Below are 18,630 nucleotides of genomic sequence, written 5' to 3'. Positions count from 1 at the left end.
TTCGCGGAGTCTGGGGGAAGAGCGAGTTGACAGTCAGGGAAGCAGGTAAATTGGCAGTCGCCAAACACACCCTTCACCTGTCCCTGCTGTCGCCGTGCATCCTATTGATCTTGCCGCTTTCTGGCCAGGCTACGACGCCGTTACCTGTCGCCCATCTACCGATAACACCCTCCTCATTGAGCTTGAACCTCAAGCCGGCTCTCTTCCTAAGTGCGGGCGTTGTGGCCAGTTCAGCCCGTTGATTCACGATCGCCGGATTCGTCTGGTGCGTGATCGTGATCTGTTCGATCAGCGCGTCCTGCTTCAACTACCAGTGCGCCGAGTCGATTGCCTGAGTTGTGGGCGGGTGACCGAGCGGATCGACTGGTTGGAGCCAGCATCTCGGCTGACCCAGCGGTTACGGATATGGCTCGAAAGCTTGCTGCGGCTGCTGCCGATCAGCCACGTCAGCCAGCTCACCGGCCTGCATTGGCACACCCTCAAAACGCTCGATAAACGACGCCTTCAAGCCGAGGTAGGCAACTTCGATTCAACCGGTGTCCGCCGCCTGGTGATGGACGAGTTCGCCCTGCACAAAGGGCATCGCTATGCCACGGTCATCATGGATGCCGAGCGAACGCGGGTATTGTGGGTCGGCCACGGCAACAGCCGCGAGGCGGTCCGCCCGTTCTTTGAATTGCTCGGCAAGCACTGCCAGCAGATAGAGGCGGTGGCCATGGACATGAACACGGCTTTTGATTTGGAGGTGAAGAAGCATTGCCCGCAAGCCGAAGTGGTGTACGACCTGTTTCACGTCGTCGCGCGCTACGGTCGGGATGTGATCGACCGTATCCGGGTTGACCAGGCCAACCTCCTGCGCGAAGACAAGCCGGCACGAAAGGCGGTCAAGCAAAGCCGCTGGCTGCTGCTGCGCAATCGCAACAACCTGAAGGACGGACAAGCCGTGCAGCTTCAAGAACTACTCGCGGCCAACCAGCCGCTGGCTACGGTCTATGTCCTCAAGGATGCGCTGAAGGATGTCTGGTTCGCCCCCAGCGTACGAGAGGGCTGGCGCCGCTGGCGAACCTGGTTGCGGCACGCCCGGGACAGCGGCCTCGCGCCGCTACAGCGCTTCGCTCGCAACCTGCGCAAATACGCCCGAGGCATCCTCGCCAGTGCCAACTTCCATATGCATACCAGCGTCCTTGAGGGCGTCAACAACCGCATCAAGGTGATCAAGCGTATGGCCTATGGTTTTCGGGACTCGGAATACTTTTTCCTGAAAATCAAGGCTGCCTTCCCCGGGAAAGCGCGATGAACCAAAAAAAAGCCCCTACATCGAGTGTAGGGGCAGCCTGGAAGGCATGGTTATTCCTCAGTGTCTTTGAGGTCGAGCTGTTGCTCAGTAGACGGGTTCACGTTCAGTTTTTCCTCTTCCTCTTCCGCCAGGCGGAATTGCTGCAGGATCTCCTCAAGCTTCTGTTGATTCTCCGGGCTCAACTGCGAATAGCCCTTATCCTGTCTAATGTTTTCGATGGCTGTTTTCATCGTTGGAGCTGCTTGGGTAATTGCCTTCTTGATGACCTTGCCTGGAACAAACCTTGGCCTGAGCTTTTCGGTTTTGCCGCCTGCAGCAGCTGAGCGGGCAAGGCCTTGCTCGATCACTTGCAGAGCTTTGGGGCCATGCTCTTGAAGGATCTGAACAGCCAGCGTGAAGGAAACCACTCCGTCGCGGACGTAGTTCCTGATCTCGATAGGTCCGTTGATCATCAAGAGGTAGTCCGAAACCTGGGCGGGCCAGAGATTCAGTTTTTTGGCGATCGCGGAATGGTCATCGGGATGGAAGCGGGTCATGCGTTTGCAAACAACTGCTGTTGCATATGGGCTAAGCGGTGAACCATTGTTGCTGAGCACAAGGTCTGCAGTCATGTCCTCTTCGGAACAATCATCTGCAGCAATGATGCAAGGGACGGTCGGGATGCTTTCACCTTCGGCGACCAATTCCATCGTGGCTTCAAGACGCTGATGGCCACGCTTCAGACAAATTGACTGCTCTCCATTCTCATCGCGACGGATGATGACCGAGAGAGCCGAGTCTTTCTTGAATCCGTTGTCCTTGATGGATTGCTTCAGTTTCTGAACGTTGGCCAAGTAGTCAGCATTTCGCTCTCTTACGTTGTACCCCGGGATGACCTGGATAGTACCTGGCGCTATGTTCCAGAGGTCGCCTGCGGTGAACCGCTTCTTGCCATCACCCTTTTCCATCGCTTTTTTGATGTTGCCAGTGGTGATGATCATGCGGAAATCCAGATCCAACTGGTGTTCGCTGCTGCTGTTTTCGACGGTTGTGGTCATGGCGGTGCCCTCCTGAAGGGTCAGAAATCGTTGAACTTGCTAAGAGAGATGACTGACACCTGCGCATAACCCAGATTTGCCGACACCAGCCATTCGGACAGGGTATCTATCTGTCCGGCGCGGCAATATTACATAACGCGTACGCATACGCGCTAGGTATTATTTAGTGTATTTTGTCCTTCGACTACCCAGATTGTCGAGCGCTGCCCAGCATCGAGGTGCCCCGAGGCAGTGACTCCGTCGACGAGGGATAGCTTGATGCCGACTGAGCTGCGGACGGCTGCTTCCAGTTGGTCAAAGCCGGGCTCAGCCTGGTAGGGTGACATGGCCACCGCGATTGCCCCCGTCACCATCAACAACTCGCAACCAGCACTACGGGTGTTTGCTCCGACGCGTGTAATAGTCAGGTCTCGAATTCCACCATCGGTAATCGCGAGCCCCAGAGCTTCAGGACCTTGCTCGATGACGCACAGAGCCGCAGTGACCAAGCCTCCCAGTTCAGCGGTTGACCGGCTAGCGTCGACCGAAATGATTTTCCGGAATGTAGCGGTGAACCCTGGCCAGGTGTCAGGAGGGGACATCTTCCCGTGTTTTGATGACCAGACTGGATGATGGCTGACCAAGACCCTTGTCACGTCATGGTCGAGGCTGTCCGCAAACGACCAGTGCTGGTCGGCGCCCTCACGAACCTTCGCAACTTGCCACTGGGAGCGGAACGCCCACAGCTCAAGGGAGGACGATTCGTCGATCTGGTAGAAATCACATTTGCTTTGAGCGTGGGTCAGCGCTGGCGCCATCACGGCATCACCATGCCATTCGAACTGATCGAGGTTTTTCAGTCTCTGATTCCCGTGCCAATACGAAAGCTCGACAGTGACCTGGGAGAACCACTTAACCGCTGAGGTGCTGCCGGCCGGCAGGTGGGCGGGAGAAGAAATGCCTTGCTGGGGCTGGCTCGTGAGCATGGTTGATCCTTCATGGTTTTAGCGCGTGAATAATACATGAACACATACGCCGTCTGTATCTAAAAGCAATAACTGCATTTGATCGACGAAAAAAAACCGCCTCGAAAGGCGGTTTGGGTGTGTTCAGCTTGTAGCAGCGGGTGCTGCTGGCGGTGGCAAGAGCTCCTCAACGGTTGCCCCCGCCAGAGCAGCTTTCACCATGCTGTTGATGACGTCGGCGGTAGTGCCTGGCTCTGCTCGTTGGATGCAGGTGCTGTATGAGAACAGCAGTTGCTCACCGATCAGGGGGATGCCGTTCTCGACGGGTTCTTTCTCGTGATCGAAGGTCCCGCAACCATCACCGATCTTCAGCTTAAGGGCTGCAGAGTTTGCACAATAGGCCGGGTCGCAGATGCCGCGAACGTCAAAGCGGATGCAGAAAGCTTCTGCAAATGCGCGGATTCTCGGCGGTACGTTGTAGCTCTGGAAGGCCTCCTCGAAGAAGCCTGGGCGCACAGCTGGGAGCCGTGAGGTGCAGTCGAGGGAAGTAGTGGTCATGAGTCATCTCCTGGTGGGTTGAACTTGCACCAGGAGATGAAGAGCAGAGTTCTGTAATTCTAGAGGGCGAGGGTGATAGCAATTATGGTCGCCAACCCTACGCCCATGAGGAGCCGCCTGTTCCTGTCATCAAAGTAGATACCGCGGCGGTTCAAGAAATACTCGACGATCGTCCACCCGTCCATTGGAGGCAGGGGGATGATGTTAGTCGCCGCCAGGAGGATCGAGCCCTGGGCCGCGACAAGCGTCGGCCAGTTCGGCGTGACGTAGTTAATCCCGAAGAACAGCAGGCCGGTCGCCAGTGAGATGAGAGGGCCGCCCGCAGCGATGATCGCCCGGCGGTCTGAGGGCGCCTTTTCATAGTCGGAGCTGACCACATATGCCCACAGCGGAATCAGACCAATTTCATGAATGATCCCGGATTTTCGGAACGAGAAAAGCTTGTATCCACCAATAATGAGTTTGTCTGGCTTGATACCAAACCGCTGCATCGGTATTAGATGCCCGGCTTCGTGGATCAAGAGCAAGAACACCAGCATCAGCCAAATGACGAAAAAGGCGATGGCGAACATCCCGATGGTTACCAGTGCGTCAGGCAGCATGGTTTTCATTCCTAGAACATGATGCAGTAATTCTTTAGCAAAGCTTCAAAACCTTCAAGTCAATATCCGGATATTTGTCCTGGCCTGTGTACTGCGCAGTACAACTACAATACAGGTCCGTGTGCGTCATTACAGATAGTTATGAAACTACTGTGGTGAACGTATGAATACCTGTTTTCAGCTTGCGGCTTACGCTCGATCTCAATGGGCGTTAGCCGTACTACTCATGAAATCGCCGGAAACCACTCAACTAGCAGCCAATGCATTTCAAGATGCAAAGGATGCTGCCTGGGGATATGGCTGGGGGGCGTCTGAAACCCCTCATGCACTCCTGTCTGATATCCCGGAACTCTTAAACGCTTTCAATGAAGGCAAAACTGCGCTTCAGCAAGATATGAAGCTCGCTGGCTAACTCTAATTAATCAAGGAAACTAAACATGAGCGACACCAAAGTAAGAGTTAATCAACCTGCCGTTGACCTTTACGCTGTTACTCTGAACTGGGTTCAGGAGGATGAAGGTACCTACAGTGATTATGTGCATGCTACCAGCCACGCTGAAGCCTGCGTCAAAGTAGCTGAGGCTATGGCTGATCAGCGTGGTTACGTTGATGAAAATGAAACGCCTGTGCAAAAGCGAGAATGGATCAATTGTCGTGCCTGGGACCAGGTAGACTGCCACTTGGTAAAAGAGAGTTTGGAGGCAGATTTGGTCGCTTTGTTTGGCGACGAACTGTTCCCTGATGGAGTTAAGCGCTCCCTCAACTTGGAAGCCTTGCGTGTGCTGCTCGTTGAGCATCGCAACAGCCTGCTCCCTCCCGCTGAAGTTCCAGCAGTTGAACAGCTGGCCTTCCACTCCGTTGACTCGGGTTTCTGCCGGGTCTATTACAAACGGCCGAAGGGCACTCTGTGCTGCTTCCAGCTCGATACACGTAACACCTTCAAGCTCTACCACTGTTCACGTGATGGTGAGCCAGAGCATGCAATCAGTCTCCAGAACAAGGCGGTAATCGCCTTGCCTGAGGACAATGGCTGCTCTCTGGTAACCAGCTTCCGCGCTTGGTGGGAGCAACAGAACAAGCAGCCTGCTGCCTAACACCAATGATCCCCGGCCACTCTTCGGAGTGGCTTTTTTTTGCCTGCCGATAACCGCCCACAAACAAAAACGCCCCACTACTGAGTGGGGCGCTTGGTGTACCAGTTTCCGATTAGAAACCGACCGACAGGGACAGCGTAGCGACGTCCGAGGCAACGGCTTTGTCGCTGCCGAAGCGGTGGCCGTAGGTGATGCCCACGCGGGAGGCCTTGAACGGGCCGGCAACCTGCAGGCCAACGCCCACTTCGTTCCAGCGCTCAGTGGTGTCTTGCTTCATGTCGAAGCGCGACACACCCATCACATCACCGGTCAGATCGTCTTGCGAGTTGTTCAGGCGGCTGACGTGCTTGATGTTCGCCGAGACGATGGCCTTATTTGCCAGGTTCATGCTGGCATCCAGGCCCGCGGTACCGTAGATGTTTTCTTCGGTCCGCTTATCGAAGTGCGCCGGGAAGGAGCCGCTGGTCTCGGTGTAGCTATCCAGCTTGGTGTTGAGGTAGTCCAAGCCCAGGAAAGGCATGACAGCGATGTTGTCCTGCAGGATGAAGACGTAGCCGACCTGGCCGGATACGGCACGCTGGCTGACATCGGCCTTGCCTTTCGACTCGACGTCGCCGGCACCGGTTTTGTAAGAGCGCTTGATGGTGGCATCGCCTTCGGAAACAGCCACGGCGCCCCGGGCGAATACGCCTTTGCGCAGACGGTTACCGTACTCGACGAAAGCACCGATCGTGTTGGTATCACCCTCGACGCGGTCATCGTTGATCTTGAGCGAGGTGCTCGGGCCTTGGTAGCCGATGCCGGCAACCAGGTCAGGAGTCAGTCGATATGCAGCGGTAACACCGCCGTACACGTTGTCACCGTGGACAGTACCCGAGTGATGAGTCATCTGGCTGCTGACGCTGACACAGATGCCGCTGGTGTCGAATGTCGAGCAGGACAGTTGGTCCTGGACGAAGCCTTGCAGCTGATTCTGCATGGCTTGCGCGTACAGGGTCGCATTCTGCAACGAGTCGCCGAGGTCCAGCAAACCGATCACGCCAGTCGGTGGAGTGGTAGCCTCAGCGCCACCCGCGCCAGTGCCAGTTCCACCGGTACCACCAGTACCCGTGTCAGTGCCCCCAGTGCCACCGGTACCCGCACCGGTTTCGGTACCACCGGCGCCGGTGCCCGTGCCTGCATCGCTGCCGCCAGTAGAAGTGTCCCCTGCATTGGAGGAGCCACCGGTGCTTGGCGGCGTTGGGTCAGTAACAGGCGGGGTGACGACGGGAGGGGTCACCTCTGGAATGGTCTCTTCAGGCGGAGTGGTTACCACCGGTGGGGTAGTGACCACAGGCTCGGAGATTGGGCCGTAGGAACGCGCTACGAACGGCTGCGAGCGACCATTCAGGAAGCCCAGGCCGAAGACGGTGTTGCCATCTGCAGATACCGCAGTGGCGGAGTTCAGGGTGTTGTTGGCCAGGAGAGTGTAGGAAGGGTCGTTATCCTGCAGCCATTCGACCAGCGACTGCATGCCGGTCTCAGCGGTCCAGCGGAAGCCGGAGAAGACAGTGCCAGTGGTGTCCGCGATACCGACGACCACGGCGCCGTTGGCGGAGACGCCTTCAGCCTTGGACAGGGTACCGTCGGCCAGCAAGCCCAAGCCCTTCATGCCGGACAGCTCGGACCAGATCATAGCTTCGCTCAGGGCGAGCGAAGAGTCACTCGCACCGACGATGTAAGTGCCATCGGCACTGGTCGCCGTGGCGATGGATTGCGTACCACCCTCCAAGGTGCCGAGGCTCTCGGCGCTACCGCCGCCCACCCATCGAGTGGCGATATCACCATTGCCGGCGCCGTTCTGTGCGTACCCCACCACCACCTTGCCGTCAGCGCTGATGCCCATGGCGTAGCTGTAGGTGCCGTCGTTCAGGTAGCCCAGCTGAGTCACAGCGCCAGCCAGGTCCCAGGTTACTGCCGATCGGTTGCCGGTCAGACCGTCGTCGGCAGAACCGGCGATGACGCTGCCATCAGCCGAAACGGCGCGTGCTTCAGCTTCGGCACCGCCGTTCAGGAAGTCCAGCTTGTGAATGCCGGCGTTGTTCCAGTACACGGCGGTTTCGTTGTCCGTGACGCTGTCGACAGAGCTACCGACGATGACGTCAGCTTCGTTCGACACAGCGTAGGCGGCGGCATTGGTCCCAAGGCTGGCCAGCAGTTGCTTGCCACCCAGCAATGTCCACTTGAAGGCCTCGGTAGTTTCGGTGCTCGGGTTGAACTGGGCGCCAACCAGGGTGGAGCCATCACCAGAGCCGCCGATGTGCGAATCATAGGTGGTACTGGAGGAGCCCAGCGTTGGTGCGTAGACATCAATGCCGGCGTAAGCGGCATGCGCAGTGCCAGCGTTCATGGCCAGTGCGATGGAGGCGACAAGCAGGGAGAGACGTGGCTTGAAGGGGGTTGCATTGTTGTGCATGGGCTGATTCGTCCTGACCTTGTTAGGTGATATCAATTGGATGGCCGGATAATACTGTCAGGATTGAAAGCAAATCAATAGAAATATACATACGTGTTATGGATTGTTGAGTGCTCTTGGAAAGGGCCGCGATTGTTTTGCATGCCTGTGTTGCGCATCTCCCGTCACCAGGTCTTCGCAAGAGACCGTCATTCCCTGTGGAGAAACGTCATGCTGCAAATCCCTAAAGCGCTGCTCGAAAAACGCATCACCAAAGAAAGCCTTCACCGCTCTGGCAAGCGATTGCTCAAAGAGATCGCCGGCCGTTTGAAGCTTCCAGAAACGAGCTACGAAATTCGGTCGTGTAAAGGCGGGAACGCAGTCATGGGGGAGGTGATCCTGCACAGCGATCATCTCTATCTGATGGTTCATCTAGGTTCAGATCGAGTGCTCAAAGTGCTCTACCGATCCTGTGAGGGCCGAAAGGACTATTCAGGCGGAATGAACCGTTATGAGTCGGTCTCTGAGTTGGCCAGCACCACTGCGGCTGAGCGATTCATCGCAAAACTGGACACCCTTAATGAGCTGGGCAAGCGCCAGCAACAGCAACAGCACAACCAAGCCGCTTGATCGAGAGGTTCCTATGTCTTCAGTTCTGAAGGAATTCCCGGAAGCCTTTGCCACCCGCATCAACAAGATTCTGGAAATGCCTGATCCGGTTCCTGGAAATCGCGAGAATGGCTGGTTCGCTGGATACGGGTGCCGATGGTGCAAGTTTTCGAAAGCTTGGTTCACCGTCTTGCCGTTTGAAATGCAGCCGGTAGCCGAAACTGTGGCGAGTATGTTCAAGAATGCAGGACTGCAAGATGTGACCATCACTCTTGAAGCCGGCGTGACGCAGGCTGAAGGAGGCAAGGGTTACCAGGTCTCTGCTCGAATCTAAACCGCTGTACCGCCGCTCCCTATGGGGCGGCTTTTTTTTGCCTGTCGTTACAGCTGGCTGTGCTTCATCTCAGACCAAGATGACTACCCAAAGAGGCGCAGCACCATGGACGTAATTGCAAACAACGCAGCTGATACCAAAGAAATGGTCATGACCGAGGTCCTGCCGAATGGCGAGGAACTCAAGCGGCCGTATTCACCGTCGGAGATGGCTTTCATGTTCAACGACGTGGAGATTCGCAACCCCTACTTTTCACCGTGCGGAACAACTGTTGTTGACCCCGTACAGGCGTATGGCTTCGAGGTTTATCACACCGGAGGCGGTTGCATGGCTTTGCGGAAGGAGTTCTGCAACGGTCAATACCTGCTTCTTTCGATCGAGGTGTCCATCGCTGAACCTGAGGAGTGGGATGAGTGCACATTGGGCCTGTATGACGCCGATGGCGATGAGAAAGCCTACTGTGAGCTCCGTGATGTTCCATATGCACAAGTCGACCTGACCGGGCATCTTGATGCCCCAGTGCGCTTGTTGTGCCCGTGCTGTGGTGCTCGTACCACAGGTCGGCAATGGGGCAATCAAGATGCTGGTCACGGTCTGTGCAGTGATTGCATCGAGAAGGTGCTGGCCAAGATGACGGCAGAAGAGTTTTCCAAACGCTACGGGCTCCAGGGAGTTCACTTCGGTCTGTCGCAGTGCGCTCCCTCTGCTCAGTTGCTCGATGAGCTCGCTCAAAAGAAACTGCTGGCGCAAGAAGAGCCGGATCAGCAGGCAGTGGACTCGAACGCTCTCAAGGACCGGTACCGTTCATGGGCGCTGGACAACATCGCCAATGATGATCTGCAGGTCAATGAAGATGCCCAGGTAACGCTGTGTGAAGATGGCGCATTTGTCGCAACCTGGACATGGGTGCCGCGTGATTCCATTCCGGACGTTGCTGATCCGGAAGAGTCCGCTGATTAACGCTACGCAACCGCTCCCTAACCGGAGCGGTTTTTTTATGCCCAGGCGCCGGCCGGCGTTGTAGGTCGCTGTGATGCATCCCAATGCATACGACCAACCTCTCTGGAGATTGCCCATGGCAAGCAAACTAGCACGCGCGGTACCACCCACCATCAAGCCACTGGCAGAAGCACTGTGTGATGGCCACCGGTATCCGCCGGCGGAGATGTTTCGATTTTTCCTAGGGGCAGTGATGGAGCTTTGGGGGTTTCAGCCCTGGTATCCCATACCTGATGATGTCCGCGGTAAAATAGGACGAGTTATCACGCTGTACGATCAGGCGGTGGCCAATGAAGAACCGTTCAAGGACATTTTAGGCCCACTCTACGAAGAGCTGGCCAGCCATGGCGGCAAGCAAATGCTGGGGCAGTTCTTCACGCCCTGGTCATTGGCAAGCCTGATGGTCAGGATGAGCGATGGTGACATCGACCTGCCTCGCGCCGGTGATCTCAAAGCTTACTCAGATCCGGCTTGTGGCAGTGGAGTTATGCTGTTGGCAAAAGCAAACTACCTGCTCGAAACGAAAGGTCCTGGGGAGCTCCAGCAATGGCTTTTTCACGCATGCGATATCGATGGCATTTGCGCTCGCATGGTTGCGATTCAGCTGGCCGCGAATTGTGCCATTCATAGAGTCGAAATCGGGGAGATCATAGTGCTCCTTGGTGATACGCTCAGCTCGGACCCCAAGCAGCAGATCTTGCACGCAACCTCTCCGACGCTGATGCGTTCACGTCAAAATTCAATTCCGAAACTTGAGGTCGCCTCATGAAACGCTGGTACACGATCGCCGCGGCTTTAGCCTTCCAGGTGCTACCGCATGCGGCAAGTGCTTCGGAGGCTTCAGATGCTGTTCTGTCGGTTGCTGCCTCAAAAATGTCCACCGTAGCTCGCATCAACGGCGCCACACGGCCGGTCATCTACGTGGGTAAATTTGAAGGCTGCGACTCGGTCTCGATTCAAAATGCCCCCGGGCGCTTTGAGCACTTCCGTGTATGCGGTAACCAGGTCAGTGCTCGCAACACCGTGTCACCCAGTTGGACCGAAGACGATGGCGCCGGGGATGTTCTCCGCGCAGTGGTCGATAATGCGGTTCTGTTCGGCGCTGCATCGCAAGTGGACCCCAACGGTTACCTGATCGCAGCACGTGCTCTGGGACCTTCCCAGCGCTCGTGCAGCAACGTGGAGGTCATCTTGAGTTACGAAGGTGACCTGGTCGACAGGGCCTTGAAGAGCATCTGCTCTCATCGCCGTTAACCCCCATCAAACCCCGTCCTAGCGACGGGGTTTTCTTTTTGGCGTCATTCAGTGGGGCAACGCCGCATTGCGGGGCGTCTCAGTCCTTGGGGTCCTCGGTTCATGTTGGCTGTGATGCATCTCCCTTCACTAGACCAACACACCTGAGGGTATCGCTATGAATTCGTCCAGCACCGCAAAGGCCTATATCGTTGAAACCCGCGCCACCAACGGCGCAGAAGATACGCCAGAATTTGCATCCTTCAGCATCGATCTGGCTGCAACTCAACGCATCATCAATCTAGCTCGACTGGTTAAAGAGAATGGGCTTCACAAAGTGGAGACGTTTGACAGCACTGCTTCATTCCATCAGTACGCTCCTGGCACTGAAGAGGCGGAGGAGATCGGCTGCGACAACGATGTGTTACTGAAGGCCGGCTGTCTAAATGTGGATGCGTCCAGCTTCTGGTTCTCGGGATTCATCAGACATTCTGACGTCGAGGTTGTCAGCGCACGTCAGCCGATCGCTGAACTGCAGAGTCACTTCCACTTGGCCGGAGGCACAACTGAACTTGAAGCTGGCGGTGAACGGCAGTATCTCGTTACTTGGAGTGCTGATGTTGAGGTTGAGGGGGATCACCATGCGGCAGCCCAGGCCGTCGCAGACCGGTACTTCCGCAGCCACATTGCCGCCGGTGAACAGGACAGCGCGTGCACCTTCGTGGTGACCGCAAAATCTGACCAAAAGCCAGTAGAGATCGATCTCTCGACTTGTCACTCCGGTGAACAAATCTTGGAGTCGGCATGACTGCTGCACTTCAGGCTTTAGCGCCAGCTTGATGCTCGCGCTCCAAACGCTGCACATGACCCGGTCACTAGACCGGGTTTTTTTTCGCCTGGGACCAGTGCATGTGGACCGTACCGGGACCTGCCTGTTCAGATCTGTGATTTAGCGGCGGCATAACCATCGAGTGGATATTCAGGCCAGCCGCTGGGAGGACAGAAGCCCTGCCGACGTTCCTGCTCGGCGAACTTGGCGTGCCACTCGTTGCCCTGATCGAAGACCCAACCTGTAAGCCCGGTATCTGGGAATTGATCATAGGTGAGGTCGATAATGAACCCGTCGACCTCGAACCAGGCGTGAGACTGCTCCCTTTTTAGGTTCGGATGGTCTTCAGCCCACACATACACACCATCAGCACCGAGTTGTTCTTTGATGAGTCGACCTAGGATGTCCGAGGCAGGACCGCAGGTTCCTCGCGGAAAACCATTGAAGGTAGAACCGGGTTTGTCGACAAGAAGCAACAGCCCGCGGCGGGTTGATTCGGCTATTGCCTCAAGAGCTGCGCGGTCGATCTTCGCTTTTGCTTGCATGGGTTGAGTCTCGAAGGAGGGCAGTGTTCGAGGCCCCATTTTTGGACCTTGATGATACGTCGTCAATGAGGTGCACCGCCGGCAGTCGGGCTGTACATGATACGATTGTGCCATCCATAAAGTGCGGGCACGGTTGTCGTTTGATGAGTGGGTTGTATCAGAAATTCAGGAGAGCAATCTGCAGATTGCGCGGCCATCCTGGGCGTATCGTGACACGGGAGTATTCTGGCGAGGTGGTGAGGATCGCCAAGCGATGCCCCCTCTGCAAAACAGAGAAGATCATCTACCGGTTTCAATGAGCCTGGCGCTCGTTCGCTAGCGTCTACCTCAACATCCCAAGCCATGGGATCTCCTCGATTGGTGCTGTTCCAGTTGCCTGTGATGCATATCCCAGAACTAGACCAACACCTATGGGGAGCACCATGAGCCTTATCATCGAAACTCTGCAGAATCGCGTCAATAACGCCACAGGCCCGGAGCGGGAACAGCTGCAGGATGAGCTGAACATTGCGCTGATCAATCATGAAATGGGCGAGCTCCGTCGACTAGAGGGTGGCACACGCTACTGCCTCCATACTCGTGAGCATCAGCCTGCACTCAACATGCTTCGACGTGGAATGCGGCGCTGCGACGTGGTCACCCACTACGCCTACAAGGTGCCTGTTAAGCGCCAGATTGCGGCCGGGAAGGGGTGCTGAAATGGCTGTATCCAAGACTGAGCAGGAAATGCGGGAAACGGTGGCCAGGCGTGGCTTCTGGCATGTCACCGGTAAGAGAGCCTTCGACCTGACTAAGCGTTTGGAGGAGCTCGGCAAGCTCGATGGACTGACGGCCAGCTATGGGTGTCACAACGCCAACGGGGTCTTCTTCAAAAACCAGTGGAACTGCCCTCGGCCGAAGCTGGTTTACGAAGTGGTGGTCCGCGCTTGTGAGCCTGCTATCGCTCCCAGGCCCTCTGTATCCTAAAGCTACACCCAACCCGGCCACGTGCCGGGTTTTTTTCGGTGCCCCGGGAGTGTGCCCGATCAGACAAAATTGGTGAGTTTCGTGGTTCATGTGACTCATCCCCCTGGACTTGATCAACGTTCTAAGGGGACACACTCATGCTCGCAACACTTGAACTGACTGATGGAATGATGGTGATGGTCCAGACTGGTCGCCAGGGGCTGACCGGCATCCGGTGGTCGACCCCATTCGTTGATCGCCTGAACATCGAAACAGATCGTGAGGGAGTCACCTCTGGGCTTTCACTCAAGCAGACCAGCTTCGCTGAGTTCGATCCGCGCTATCACCGCGATGGGCGAAATCAGTTTGTCGCGAAGGATCACGCGCTTCGGATCGTGAGCGGTAGCCTGGAAGAACACCAGCAACGCTTTGAAGCCACGGTCGACCAGCTCTTAGCTGATGGCACATTGAAACGTAGTGAACTCCCTGCATTTGAAGATCTGCTCACGGCGATGACCGCCCTGGCAGCCTCAGAAGAGGTCTGCTTCGACCGGTTTATCGACTTCCACAGATACCGTCGGTTCTCCGACTTCCTGTGTGATTGGCAGGCGGAGAAAGGGAAAGCTGCAGGGGAGAGAGCATTGGATCTCGCCCACCAAAAGCCGGCCCTCGAAATCGCATTCAGCACGCTTGTTGAGTTCGGGATTTTTGGTGAGATGGAACCAGCTGGTCGACTGTGATCACGAAGGGGGATCCATCAATGTCGCATTACCAGGAGCAGAAGGTTGCTGAACTGAAACGCTTGGGCTGGTCTGAAGTCGGAAAACGTCATCTGCCAGGCCCCGGCCGGACACCAGCGAAGCAGGTGTATGAGCTGTCATGTCTGCAGGGAAAACTTCAGGTCTTCGTCTACCCGGCGGAACTGATCTACCAGACCGCTTAACGCTACACCCACGCCCGACCTAGTCGGGCTTTTTTTTTGGGTGCGCCAGGCATGGCGCGTTGCGCGTAGCGCAACCCGCTTGGTTGTGGTGGCCAAAGCGGGTGACTTGGAGGTGAAAGTCCTCTACACACCCGGCAAGGGGAAGTGTTAGCCAGAGGCAAGGGTGTCGTGGGCGACCGCGAATCTGAAGGAAGCCCGAGGCAAACTGCTGGCCTGACGAACAGGAAGCGGATAGAGGCGGCACAGCGGGGTGAGGCGGCCCAAATCGTCAAAGCCCAGTACTTGCACGGGACGCTGTGACGTAAATCCGACAGGCATAAGCAGGAAGGTCACGCGAATTACCCTGGGAGATCTGCACGTTTGCCACTGTGCTACCGAGCGTCGAGAGGCGACGGGACGAGCGTGCAGAAGTCAGCCGAGGCCGTAGTAAGTGGCGGTTAACCGCGCCACCAAGGGCCGAACAGGTTATGCCGCCAGTAGGCGTCACTGTCTCGTTGGTAGCCGTAATGCAGAAATTTCCTACAACGGAATCTGTCACTCCGAATCCCGGCCAGAAGCCGAGGGTGATGCCTGACAGTGCAAAGGTGCCGGCGGCGTCAGCGACGTGGACGAACGCGGAGCCGGACACGCTGATGGAGCGGGTGCTTGCACCGGCCAACCTCAGGCGTGCGTATCAACGCGTGGTTAGCAACAAGGGGGCTCCGGGTGCCGATGGCATGACGGTCGCTGACTTGGCGGGCTACGTGAAACAGTATTGGCCAACCCTCAAGGCCAGGTTGCTGGCCGGTGAATACCATCCCCAAGCAGTGCGAGCGGTTGAAATTCCCAAGCCGCAGGGCGGCACACGGCAACTGGGAATCCCCACCGTCGTGGATCGCCTGATCCAGCAAGCATTACAGCAACAACTCACGCTACTCTTCGATCCGCTGTTTTCGGACTACAGCTACGGTTTTCGTCCGGGCAAAAGCGCTCACCAAGCCGTTGAACTGGCCCGCTCCCATGTGGCGGCGGGGCATCGCTGGTGCGTGGAGCTTGATCTGGAAAAGTTCTTTGATCGGGTCAACCACGACATCCTGATGGCCTGCTTGCAGCGTCGCGTCGAAGACAAGCGAGTGCTTAGGCTCATCCGCCGCTACCTTGAAGCTGGGGCCATGTCGGGCGGTATCGTCAGCCAACGGCAAGAGGGGACACCGCAAGGCGGCCCACTCTCGCCGTTGCTGTCGAATATCCTTCTGGATGAGCTCGACCGCGAATTGGAACGGCGGGGTCATCGCTTCGTGCGCTACGCCGATGATGCGAACATTTATGTGCGCAGTCCTCGGGCGGGCGAGCGGGTGTTGGCCAGTATCGAGCGCTTCCTGTGCCATCGTTTGAAACTGACGGTGAACCGGAAGAAGAGCCAAGTAGCAGGGGCTTGGAAGTGTGACTACTTGGGTTACGGGATGAGCAGGCACCAGCAACCAAGGCTGCGTGTGGCAACGATGAGCCTGGGGCGCTTACGCGACCGACTCAGAATATTGCTACGCAGTGTAAGGGCCCGCAAAGTGGCGACTGTCATTGAGCGAATCAACCCTGTCCTGCGAGGCTGGGCTGGCTACTTCAAGCTCAGCCAGAGCAAACGCCCACTTGAGAAATTGGATGGTTGGGTCAGGCATAAACTTCGCTGCGTCATCTGGCGTCAATGGAAACGGCCCTCAACGAGGGCGCGCAACCTGATGCGCCTGGGCCTGAGCGAAGAACGTGCCTGTAAATCGGCCTTTAATGGCCGAGGCCCGTGGTGGAACTCGGGAGCATCTCATGTGAATCAGGCGCTACCGAAGAGGCTATGGGATAGGTTCGGACTGGTCTCGATACTGGATACGATAAACCGGCTTAGCCGTATAACCTGAACCGCCGTGTACGGAACCGTACGCACGGTGGTGTGAGAGGACGGCGGCTGTGAAGCCGCCTCCTACTCGATCCCGCGGCCGAGCTGCTTGCGTGGTGATCGATGTGCGCCATCTCCACGCACTAGGCCAAAAATCAAAGGAGCAATTCCAATGACCACCGCAACAACACAGCAGTCAACCCGACCGAAAGCACATGCCCTGTTCAAGTTGAATTTCTGTCTACGAATGGCAAAGGAAAACTCGCTCTCCGCTCGTACAGAACCGCACCGCTATAGGCCCGAATACCGCCGTATGAGGAGGGAGTCGATGCAGGATGCCCGTTACTGGCGTGCCCTATGTAGCCGCTTAGATACCTGTTCAGAAGCTTGATCGCAATCACAGGCAATGCCCAGGGGGCCACCATGCTGCAAACCCTTACTGCTGCCCACGGGGCTTCGGTGATCCCAACAGGATTCCACCTAGCACGTGTCGTAGGTGTGAAACCGAAGTTCAAATCTGACCCTGACATGCGTGAGGTCGTGTTCTACCAATGCTTCCTCTCCGAATGTCATGGAGCCAACGGTCTTGAGCCTTGCGAGTACCTGGCAGAGCGACGTTACCTGTTGAGTGCAGCGAAATACATGGTCAATACCGGCCTTTCCACGTGCCCAGTGATCCAAGAGCTGGTGAGGTCGGAGACCGAGGTCAAGTATCTGCCGGCTTAGGCTGGATCATCTCCAAACGCAGCACAGACCCGGCCCTAGTGGTCGGGTTTTTCATTAGTGAAAAGGTGGGGCAGGTCAGGTTGCCCACTAGATTGCAATTCGGATATTATTTTGAGGTTCGACCGTTTCAGTACGCGCATGCCAGATGATCCTCTCAGCTCATTTGGCCTAAGAAAGCCGCCCATTCTCAGGCGGCTTTTTTTGTGCCTGCGATTTAGCCTTGTTCGGCCATATTTCTAGGGGTTGCGAAGCCCACACCGACGTTCTAGGGTTGCAGTGATGAAGCGAGGCCGAACCTGGCAGAGGAATGCATAGCCGCAGATCTGGCGGTGCAGAACCCCATCCACCACAAGCTTTGCAATCAACTGTTTCAGAGGACGAACGATGTTTGATGCAGCCCACTATCACGTGAAAGCCACAGAGCTGTTGACCGCCTTCGGCGTCCACCAAGGTGCACTGAGCACGTGGTCGCTGAGTGATGTGGGAACGGCCAGTCACGGCTATATCCACCACTCGCAGAAGCCCGCAGCCCTCGCAGCATATGCTGCGGTTAACCCTACCTTCGCAGCCGGGCGCTTTCCTGGATATACGTTGGTGGACCTGGTCGACAAGATCCCGAGCCTGGACTATGCGGAATATGCTGCCCTGGCGATCGTGTGCGGGGCTGAGCTGCCTTCTTTCAAGGGTTCAGATGAGCGGGCACGCATTTTCGGCGAGGCCGCCTGGGCTATCGTTGAGAAGTATCAGCTGCATGGGTGCTTTGAGCGCCACAACAAGCCGTTCCAGGCTATAGGCGATCATTACAGTCTCCGGCCCAAGGGGTGTGATTGGGCAAGGGACTACGCTGAGATCCCGGAAAAGCTAACTGCGATGCGTAAGGCGTATAGGGCCATGACCCCGCTTCAGAGGGTGATGACTCTGAGCCTTATGCATCTGTACAACCAAGGTAAGGACAACGTGTTCCTCACCGGCGGTTGCCCAACGAAAATTCTCGCTGCCGAGGCGCTGACCATCCTGCGCGATAACTCGGCTCTCGCTGACTGGGGCCACCTCGTGTCCCACTATGCCGGCTGGTAATCATCGACCTCACGCCACCTTCCAGGATCTCTACAGATGACAGAATCTCCATTCGCCACCCACCGGGCAGTGTTGGTCGACAGCGACTATGCGGCCGCGGGCTTTCTTCAGTCGTTCGCGATGGCCATGTACGCCGGCGCTGCCTACCCCATGGATGCCAATGGCCTGCGTAACCTGGATGACCAGCACATGCAGATCTTTCAAAAGATGGCGGCTTCCTACCGCCGCCATGGGGAAGCTGATCCCGATTTTGTAGACGTGTGCAAGGCGATCAAAGCAAAGCGCGCAGCTCACGCTCTCAGGGTCAAGGGAATACTCGATGAGCTTTTGGATAGCGATCCGGACCAGTACGAGGGCGGTCGACATGAGCATGCTGGAACCGTGAGTGTCTACGAGCGTGAGCATCAGCTGAACATCGAACGTCGCTGGTACGCACCTTCGTAAGTCGTACCCGGCCTGCCTTCCTGAGTTGCACTCCGGAAACAGAAAGGCCACCTCTGCTTACGCTCGGGTGGCCTTTTTACATCTCAACACTGGACGGGCGTTTAGACCGCATC

At 56.6% G+C, this 18,630-nt stretch carries 22 protein-coding genes; 16 read left to right on the top strand and 6 right to left on the bottom strand.

Annotation, left to right across the window (positions count from 1 at the left end; genetic code table 11):
• Positions 1–94: 94 nt before the first annotated feature.
• Positions 95–1,297 carry an ISL3 family transposase gene (locus LMH93_RS28945; protein ID WP_003464938.1) on the top strand — a complete coding sequence of 401 codons (1,203 nt, stop codon included), beginning with the start codon at positions 95–97 and terminating at the stop codon, positions 1,295–1,297.
• A gap of 50 nt (positions 1,298–1,347) precedes the next feature.
• Here the strand turns inward: LMH93_RS28945 and LMH93_RS28940 are convergent, their stop codons facing one another.
• The 4 genes from LMH93_RS28940 to LMH93_RS28925 all read right to left on the bottom strand — a co-directional run bounded on the left by LMH93_RS28940 (position 1,348) and on the right by LMH93_RS28925 (position 4,447).
• Positions 1,348–2,334 (bottom strand): ParB/RepB/Spo0J family partition protein, encoded by a 987-nt coding sequence (locus LMH93_RS28940; RefSeq protein ID WP_023383728.1) that lies wholly within the window; start codon positions 2,332–2,334, stop codon positions 1,348–1,350.
• 152 nt (positions 2,335–2,486) lie between these two features.
• Positions 2,487–3,299 (bottom strand): hypothetical protein, encoded by an 813-nt coding sequence (locus LMH93_RS28935; protein WP_023383729.1) that lies wholly within the window; start codon positions 3,297–3,299, stop codon positions 2,487–2,489.
• A gap of 123 nt (positions 3,300–3,422) precedes the next feature.
• Positions 3,423–3,836 (bottom strand): hypothetical protein, encoded by a 414-nt coding sequence (locus tag LMH93_RS28930; RefSeq protein ID WP_023383730.1) that lies wholly within the window; start codon positions 3,834–3,836, stop codon positions 3,423–3,425.
• A gap of 59 nt (positions 3,837–3,895) precedes the next feature.
• Positions 3,896–4,447, bottom strand: coding sequence for a site-2 protease family protein (locus LMH93_RS28925; RefSeq protein ID WP_224459413.1), 552 nt, complete (start codon positions 4,445–4,447; stop codon positions 3,896–3,898).
• 154 nt (positions 4,448–4,601) lie between these two features.
• On the opposite strand from LMH93_RS28925, the gene LMH93_RS28920 reads away from it, so the two are divergent.
• Positions 4,602–4,850, top strand: coding sequence for a hypothetical protein (locus LMH93_RS28920; protein ID WP_122227892.1), 249 nt, complete (start codon positions 4,602–4,604; stop codon positions 4,848–4,850).
• Between the two features lie 25 nt (positions 4,851–4,875).
• Positions 4,876–5,532, top strand: coding sequence for a hypothetical protein (locus LMH93_RS28915; RefSeq protein WP_060495349.1), 657 nt, complete (start codon positions 4,876–4,878; stop codon positions 5,530–5,532).
• A 112-nt stretch (positions 5,533–5,644) separates the two neighbouring features.
• Here the strand turns inward: LMH93_RS28915 and LMH93_RS28910 are convergent, their stop codons facing one another.
• Positions 5,645–7,987 carry an autotransporter domain-containing protein gene (locus LMH93_RS28910; RefSeq protein ID WP_054895137.1) on the bottom strand — a complete coding sequence of 781 codons (2,343 nt, stop codon included), beginning with the start codon at positions 7,985–7,987 and terminating at the stop codon, positions 5,645–5,647.
• Between the two features lie 210 nt (positions 7,988–8,197).
• Between LMH93_RS28910 and LMH93_RS28905 the strand changes: the two genes are divergently transcribed.
• The 6 genes from LMH93_RS28905 to LMH93_RS28880 all read left to right on the top strand — a co-directional run bounded on the left by LMH93_RS28905 (position 8,198) and on the right by LMH93_RS28880 (position 11,949).
• Entirely contained in the window at positions 8,198–8,596 is a 399-nt protein-coding gene (locus tag LMH93_RS28905) for a hypothetical protein (RefSeq protein ID WP_060495350.1), read from the top strand.
• Between the two features lie 13 nt (positions 8,597–8,609).
• Positions 8,610–8,909 carry a hypothetical protein gene (locus LMH93_RS28900; protein ID WP_023383736.1) on the top strand — a complete coding sequence of 100 codons (300 nt, stop codon included), beginning with the start codon at positions 8,610–8,612 and terminating at the stop codon, positions 8,907–8,909.
• A 105-nt stretch (positions 8,910–9,014) separates the two neighbouring features.
• Positions 9,015–9,869: a hypothetical protein gene (locus tag LMH93_RS28895; RefSeq protein ID WP_023383737.1), complete on the top strand. Its 855-nt coding sequence runs from the start codon at positions 9,015–9,017 to the stop codon at positions 9,867–9,869.
• Positions 9,870–9,984: 115 nt separating this feature from the next.
• Complete coding sequence (locus tag LMH93_RS28890; protein ID WP_023383738.1) at positions 9,985–10,677, top strand: N-6 DNA methylase; 693 nt, start codon at positions 9,985–9,987, stop codon at positions 10,675–10,677.
• A complete protein-coding gene (locus tag LMH93_RS28885) occupies positions 10,674–11,162 on the top strand; it encodes a hypothetical protein (protein ID WP_023383739.1) in 489 nt (162 codons plus the stop codon). Before LMH93_RS28890 ends, LMH93_RS28885 begins: the two co-directional genes overlap by 4 nt.
• Positions 11,163–11,319: 157 nt before the next feature.
• Positions 11,320–11,949, top strand: coding sequence for a hypothetical protein (locus LMH93_RS28880; RefSeq protein ID WP_224459415.1), 630 nt, complete (start codon positions 11,320–11,322; stop codon positions 11,947–11,949).
• Positions 11,950–12,077: 128 nt separating this feature from the next.
• Here LMH93_RS28880 and LMH93_RS28875 read toward each other — a convergent pair whose 3' ends face one another.
• Positions 12,078–12,515, bottom strand: coding sequence for a hypothetical protein (locus tag LMH93_RS28875; RefSeq protein ID WP_023383741.1), 438 nt, complete (start codon positions 12,513–12,515; stop codon positions 12,078–12,080).
• 422 nt (positions 12,516–12,937) lie between these two features.
• Here LMH93_RS28875 and LMH93_RS28870 point away from each other — a divergent pair, with 422 nt between their 5' ends.
• From LMH93_RS28870 to LMH93_RS28840, 7 genes are all read left to right on the top strand, one after another.
• Positions 12,938–13,213 (top strand): hypothetical protein, encoded by a 276-nt coding sequence (locus LMH93_RS28870; RefSeq protein ID WP_135002417.1) that lies wholly within the window; start codon positions 12,938–12,940, stop codon positions 13,211–13,213.
• 1 nt (position 13,214) lies between these two features.
• A complete protein-coding gene (locus LMH93_RS28865) occupies positions 13,215–13,481 on the top strand; it encodes a hypothetical protein (RefSeq protein ID WP_023383743.1) in 267 nt (88 codons plus the stop codon).
• A gap of 137 nt (positions 13,482–13,618) precedes the next feature.
• The gene (locus tag LMH93_RS28860) at positions 13,619–14,200 is read left to right on the top strand and encodes a hypothetical protein (protein ID WP_054895136.1); all 582 of its coding nucleotides are present in this window, start codon (positions 13,619–13,621) and stop codon (positions 14,198–14,200) included.
• A gap of 20 nt (positions 14,201–14,220) precedes the next feature.
• Positions 14,221–14,403 (top strand): hypothetical protein, encoded by a 183-nt coding sequence (locus tag LMH93_RS28855; protein ID WP_023383744.1) that lies wholly within the window; start codon positions 14,221–14,223, stop codon positions 14,401–14,403.
• A gap of 467 nt (positions 14,404–14,870) precedes the next feature.
• On the top strand, positions 14,871–16,292 hold the full coding sequence (gene ltrA, locus LMH93_RS28850) for a group II intron reverse transcriptase/maturase (RefSeq protein WP_024718247.1): 1,422 nt from the start codon (positions 14,871–14,873) through the stop codon (positions 16,290–16,292).
• A 1,088-nt stretch (positions 16,293–17,380) separates the two neighbouring features.
• On the top strand, positions 17,381–18,073 hold the full coding sequence (locus LMH93_RS28845) for a hypothetical protein (protein WP_023383746.1): 693 nt from the start codon (positions 17,381–17,383) through the stop codon (positions 18,071–18,073).
• Positions 18,074–18,109: 36 nt separating this feature from the next.
• Positions 18,110–18,517: a hypothetical protein gene (locus tag LMH93_RS28840; protein WP_023383747.1), complete on the top strand. Its 408-nt coding sequence runs from the start codon at positions 18,110–18,112 to the stop codon at positions 18,515–18,517.
• Positions 18,518–18,630 lie beyond the last annotated feature (113 nt).

The sequence above is a fragment of the Pseudomonas sp. CIP-10 genome, assembly GCF_020911845.1.
Taxonomy (GTDB): domain Bacteria; phylum Pseudomonadota; class Gammaproteobacteria; order Pseudomonadales; family Pseudomonadaceae; genus Aquipseudomonas; species Aquipseudomonas alloputida.
Note: the sequence above shows the minus strand (reverse complement) of the source record. Positions and strands in the feature narration are given on the sequence as shown.

Excerpts from the sequence above, each read along its gene's own strand:
- LMH93_RS28855 (WP_023383744.1), top strand. The coding sequence starts at position 14,221 with ATGTCGCATTACCAGGAGCAGAAGGTTGCTGAACTGAAACGCTTGGGC.
- LMH93_RS28915 (WP_060495349.1), top strand. The coding sequence starts at position 4,876 with ATGAGCGACACCAAAGTAAGAGTTAATCAACCTGCCGTTGACCTTTAC.
- LMH93_RS28935 (WP_023383729.1), bottom strand. The coding sequence starts at position 3,299 with ATGCTCACGAGCCAGCCCCAGCAAGGCATTTCTTCTCCCGCCCACCTG.
- LMH93_RS28910 (WP_054895137.1), bottom strand. The coding sequence starts at position 7,987 with ATGCACAACAATGCAACCCCCTTCAAGCCACGTCTCTCCCTGCTTGTC.
- LMH93_RS28840 (WP_023383747.1), top strand. The coding sequence starts at position 18,110 with ATGACAGAATCTCCATTCGCCACCCACCGGGCAGTGTTGGTCGACAGC.
- LMH93_RS28940 (WP_023383728.1), bottom strand. The coding sequence starts at position 2,334 with ATGACCACAACCGTCGAAAACAGCAGCAGCGAACACCAGTTGGATCTG.
- LMH93_RS28875 (WP_023383741.1), bottom strand. The coding sequence starts at position 12,515 with ATGCAAGCAAAAGCGAAGATCGACCGCGCAGCTCTTGAGGCAATAGCC.
- LMH93_RS28925 (WP_224459413.1), bottom strand. The coding sequence starts at position 4,447 with ATGAAAACCATGCTGCCTGACGCACTGGTAACCATCGGGATGTTCGCC.
- LMH93_RS28845 (WP_023383746.1), top strand. The coding sequence starts at position 17,381 with ATGTTTGATGCAGCCCACTATCACGTGAAAGCCACAGAGCTGTTGACC.
- LMH93_RS28860 (WP_054895136.1), top strand. The coding sequence starts at position 13,619 with ATGCTCGCAACACTTGAACTGACTGATGGAATGATGGTGATGGTCCAG.
- ltrA (WP_024718247.1), top strand. The coding sequence starts at position 14,871 with ATGCCGCCAGTAGGCGTCACTGTCTCGTTGGTAGCCGTAATGCAGAAA.
- LMH93_RS28905 (WP_060495350.1), top strand. The coding sequence starts at position 8,198 with ATGCTGCAAATCCCTAAAGCGCTGCTCGAAAAACGCATCACCAAAGAA.
- LMH93_RS28900 (WP_023383736.1), top strand. The coding sequence starts at position 8,610 with ATGTCTTCAGTTCTGAAGGAATTCCCGGAAGCCTTTGCCACCCGCATC.
- LMH93_RS28895 (WP_023383737.1), top strand. The coding sequence starts at position 9,015 with ATGGACGTAATTGCAAACAACGCAGCTGATACCAAAGAAATGGTCATG.
- LMH93_RS28880 (WP_224459415.1), top strand. The coding sequence starts at position 11,320 with ATGAATTCGTCCAGCACCGCAAAGGCCTATATCGTTGAAACCCGCGCC.
- LMH93_RS28930 (WP_023383730.1), bottom strand. The coding sequence starts at position 3,836 with ATGACCACTACTTCCCTCGACTGCACCTCACGGCTCCCAGCTGTGCGC.
- LMH93_RS28890 (WP_023383738.1), top strand. The coding sequence starts at position 9,985 with ATGGCAAGCAAACTAGCACGCGCGGTACCACCCACCATCAAGCCACTG.
- LMH93_RS28865 (WP_023383743.1), top strand. The coding sequence starts at position 13,215 with ATGGCTGTATCCAAGACTGAGCAGGAAATGCGGGAAACGGTGGCCAGG.
- LMH93_RS28885 (WP_023383739.1), top strand. The coding sequence starts at position 10,674 with ATGAAACGCTGGTACACGATCGCCGCGGCTTTAGCCTTCCAGGTGCTA.
- LMH93_RS28870 (WP_135002417.1), top strand. The coding sequence starts at position 12,938 with ATGAGCCTTATCATCGAAACTCTGCAGAATCGCGTCAATAACGCCACA.
- LMH93_RS28920 (WP_122227892.1), top strand. The coding sequence starts at position 4,602 with ATGAATACCTGTTTTCAGCTTGCGGCTTACGCTCGATCTCAATGGGCG.